This window comes from Streptomyces sp. NPDC054840, assembly GCF_053611065.1.
The window spans coordinates 1-3,484 of the sequence record NZ_JBSGZP010000733.1; the positions used below are offsets into that span (position 1 = coordinate 1).

The 3,484-nt window shown below is 71.1% G+C and carries 4 protein-coding genes; all 4 read left to right on the forward strand.

From position 1 onward, the window contains the following. Positions 1-370 (forward strand): NADPH-dependent F420 reductase (locus tag ACWGIU_RS33070; RefSeq protein WP_453711798.1); only part of this gene is annotated, 370 nt, incomplete at its 5' end. Continuing rightward, complete coding sequence (locus ACWGIU_RS33075; protein WP_453711799.1) at positions 355-897, forward strand: (2Fe-2S)-binding protein; 543 nt, start codon at positions 355-357, stop codon at positions 895-897. The genes ACWGIU_RS33070 and ACWGIU_RS33075, both read left to right, overlap by 16 nt. A 5-nt stretch (positions 898-902) precedes the next feature. Continuing rightward, entirely contained in the window at positions 903-3,308 is a 2,406-nt protein-coding gene (locus tag ACWGIU_RS33080) for a xanthine dehydrogenase family protein molybdopterin-binding subunit (RefSeq protein WP_453711800.1), read from the forward strand. Beyond that, the coding region (locus ACWGIU_RS33085) for an FAD binding domain-containing protein (RefSeq protein WP_453711801.1) at positions 3,305-3,484 on the forward strand (180 nt) is incomplete at its 3' end. The genes ACWGIU_RS33080 and ACWGIU_RS33085, both read left to right, overlap by 4 nt.

The following is a 3,484-nucleotide window of genomic DNA, read 5'->3' on the forward strand; positions in this document are numbered from 1 at the left end:
GGACAAGGTGCTGGTGGACGCCACGAACGCGTTCGGCGGCCCCGGCACCCCCGCCGACCTCGGCGGGCGCGGCTCCAGCGACCTGGTCGCCGAGTGGTACCCCGATGCCCAAGTCGTCAAATCCCTGAACACCATGCATTTCGAAACCCTCGCCGTCGCCGGCGCCGCACCCGGAGAGCGCCTGGCACATTTCACCGCGGGCGACGACGTGAAATCGAAGGAAATCGTCGCGGGAATCATCACGGATCTGGGATTCGCACCCGTGGACACCGGCCCGTTGCACTCCGGAGGAATTCTCCAACAGCCCGGCGGGCCCCTTTTCAACCGGCCGCTCACGGAAGCGCAGGCGCTGGCATGGATATCACACTGAATGTGAACGGAAGACCCGAGCAGTTCTCGGCGCAGCCGAACGAACTGCTCGTGGAACGGCTCCGCGACGGCCTCGGGCTGACCGGCACCAAGGTCGGCTGCGACACCGGCCAGTGCGGCACCTGCGTCGTCCGCCTCGACGGCAGGTCCGTCAAGAGCTGCCTGGTCCTCACCGCCTCCGCCGCCGGCGGTGAGGTGGCCACCATCGAGGGCGAGACCACCCGCGGCGGTGAACTCTCCGGCCTCCAGGAGGCACTGCGCCAGGAGCACGGCACCCAGTGCGGCTTCTGCACCCCCGGCATGGTCATGGCCCTCGGCGAACTCGTCGACGCCACCGCCGGCGGCGAGGCCCCCACCGAACCCGAGATCCGCGAGTGGCTCACCGGCAACCTGTGCCGGTGCACCGGCTACCACAGCGTCGTACGGGGCGTGCAGCGCGCCTGCGCGGCCGCCCGCGCCGAGGCGCCCGCAGGCTCGTCCGAGCCCGCCGCCGTCGCCGCGTCCATAGCTGCCGGACAGGAGGTGTGAGGGACATGACCGCAGTGACGGGGGAGGCCCCGGCCACGGGGAGCGGAGTCCTCGGGCAGCCGCTGGACAGCCGCGAGGATCCGCAGCTGCTGCGCGGCGAGGCCACGTACGTGGCGGACATCGACCTGCCGGGCACCGCCCACATGGCCATCCTGGGCAGCCCGGTGGCGCACGCGAAGATCCTCTCCATCGAGACCAAGGCCGCCGAGCAGCTGCCCGGCGTGCTCAAGGTGGCCACCGCCGCCGACTACACCGACGTCATGCCGCTGCCCTGCATCTGGATCCCCGGCGGCGTCGAGAGCCACTTCCCGCCCCACCCCTACGGACTTCCCGGCGCCCGCCCGGTCCTCACCGGCGACACCGTGCGGCACGTGGGCGACCCGATCGCCGTGGTCGTCGCCGAGACCCCGCGCCAGGCCACCGCGGCGCTCGCCGCCATCGCCGTCACGTACGAGCCGTTGCCCGTGGTCACCCGCGCCGACGAGGCGCTCGCCGAGGGGGCGCCCCAGCTGCACGAGGCCGTCCCGGGCAACCTGAACGCGTACTGGACCTGCGGCGACAAGGACCGCACCGACGCGGCCATCGCCGAGGCCGAGGTCACCGTCGAGCTCGACCTGGTCAACCAGCGCACCATCAACAGCCCCATCGAGCCGCGCGGCGCGGTCGGCGACTACAACGCGGCCACCGGCGAGTACACGCTCCACGCCTCCACCCAGGGCCCGCACAACCACCGCTTCCTGCTGTCGGCGCTGGTCCTCGGCATCCCCTTCAACAAGCTCCGGGTGATCGCCCCGACCGTCGGCGGCAGCTTCGGCACCAAGGGCTACCTGTATCCCGACATGGCACTGGTGCTGCTGCTGTCCAAAGCGCTGGGCCGGCCCGTGAAGTGGGTGGACACCCGCACCGGGCTGATGAACTCCACCGTCCAGGGCCGCGACCACCGCCAGCACGTGACGCTCGCCGGCACCCGCGACGGCCGGATCACCGCGGTGCGCTGTACCAGCTACGCCAACCTCGGCGCGTACCCCTCCACGATCGGCCCGGGGGTCGCCACCGCCCTGATGGGCCGCTCCATCAGCGGCATGTACGACATCGACGCCGCCTTCTGCGAGGTCTACGCCGCCTTCACCAACACCGTTTCGCTCGGAGCCCAGCGTGGCAGCGGACGCGCCGAGGCCGCTTTCCTCATGGAGCGCCTCGTCGACCGGTACGCCTCCGAGATCGGTATGGACCCGGCGGCCGTCCGCCGCAAGAACCTGGTGCCGAAGGAGAAGTTCCCGTACGACAACGGCCTCGGCTGGACCTACGACTCCGGGAACTACCAGCTGAACTTCGACAAGGCGATCGAGCTGTCGGGCTACGCCGACATGCCCGCCCGCAAGGCGGAGGCCCGCACCCGCGGCAAGCGCCTCGGTGTCGGTCTCGCCACCTACGTCGCCATCTGCGGGGTCGGCCCCTCCACCCGGATGTCGCAGGAGGGCATGCTCGGCGGCACCTGGGAGAGCGCGAACATCCGCGTCCACCCGACCGGCGAGGTCACCGTCACCGTGGGCTCCGCCTCCACCGGCCAGAGCCACGCCACGGTCTTCGCCCAGGTCACCGCCGACGAGTTGGGCATCGATCCGGACACCGTCCAGGTCCTGGAAGGCGACACCCAGAAGGCCCCGTACGGGCAGGGCACCTACGGGTCCCGCTCCTACAGCATGGCCGCACCCGCCGTCGCCCTCACCGCCCGCAAGATCAAGAGCAAGCTGATCCGGGCCGGCGCCGTCTTCCTCGGGGTTCCCGAGGACAAGGTCGTCTACGAAGGCGGCCGGGTCCACGAAGAGGGCAACGAGCAGAACACCAAGACCTTCGCCGAGCTGGCGATGTCCATGTGGTACGGCTGGGGACTGCCCGCCGAGATCGAGCCCGCCCTCGACGAGACCACCCACTTCGACCCGCCGGACTTCAACTTCCCCTTCGGGACGCATGTAGCGGTCGTCGAGGTCGACGAACTGACCGGCGAGACGGAGGTGGTGTCCTACACCGCCGTCGACGACGCCGGGCACATCGGCAACCCCAAGATCGTCCTCGGCCAGATCGAGGGAAGCATCACGCACGGCCTCGGCCAGGCGCTGATGGAGGCCGCCGTCTACGACGAGCAGGGCCTGCTGATCAGCTCCGACCTGACCACTTACGCCCTGCCGCGCGCCGCCGACGTGCCGTTCTTCACGCTCGGCAAGACCGTCACGCCCAGCCCGCACAACCCGCTCGGCGCCAAGGGCGCCGGCGAGATCGCGACCGTCCCGCCCGCCGCCGCCGTCGTCAACGCCGTCGTCGACGCCCTGGCCGATCTGGGCGTCCGGCACATCGACATGCCCCTCACCCCCGAGAAGGTCTGGCGCCGCCTGAGAGGGGAAGCCCAGTGATCCTCACCGAGTTCGACTACGTCCGGCCCGTCGGCCTCGACGAGGCGCTGGCCCTGCTGTCCGGGACGCGCGGCGCCCGGGTCCTGGCCGGAGGCCAGAGCCTGCTGCCCGACCTGCGCACGGGAGCCGACCGGGCCGCGCTGCTGGTCGACATCCGGCGGCTGACGGAGCTGCGC

Excerpts from the sequence above, each read along its gene's own strand:
- ACWGIU_RS33075 (WP_453711799.1), top strand. The coding sequence starts at position 355 with ATGGATATCACACTGAATGTGAACGGAAGACCCGAGCAGTTCTCGGCG.
- ACWGIU_RS33080 (WP_453711800.1), top strand. The coding sequence starts at position 903 with ATGACCGCAGTGACGGGGGAGGCCCCGGCCACGGGGAGCGGAGTCCTC.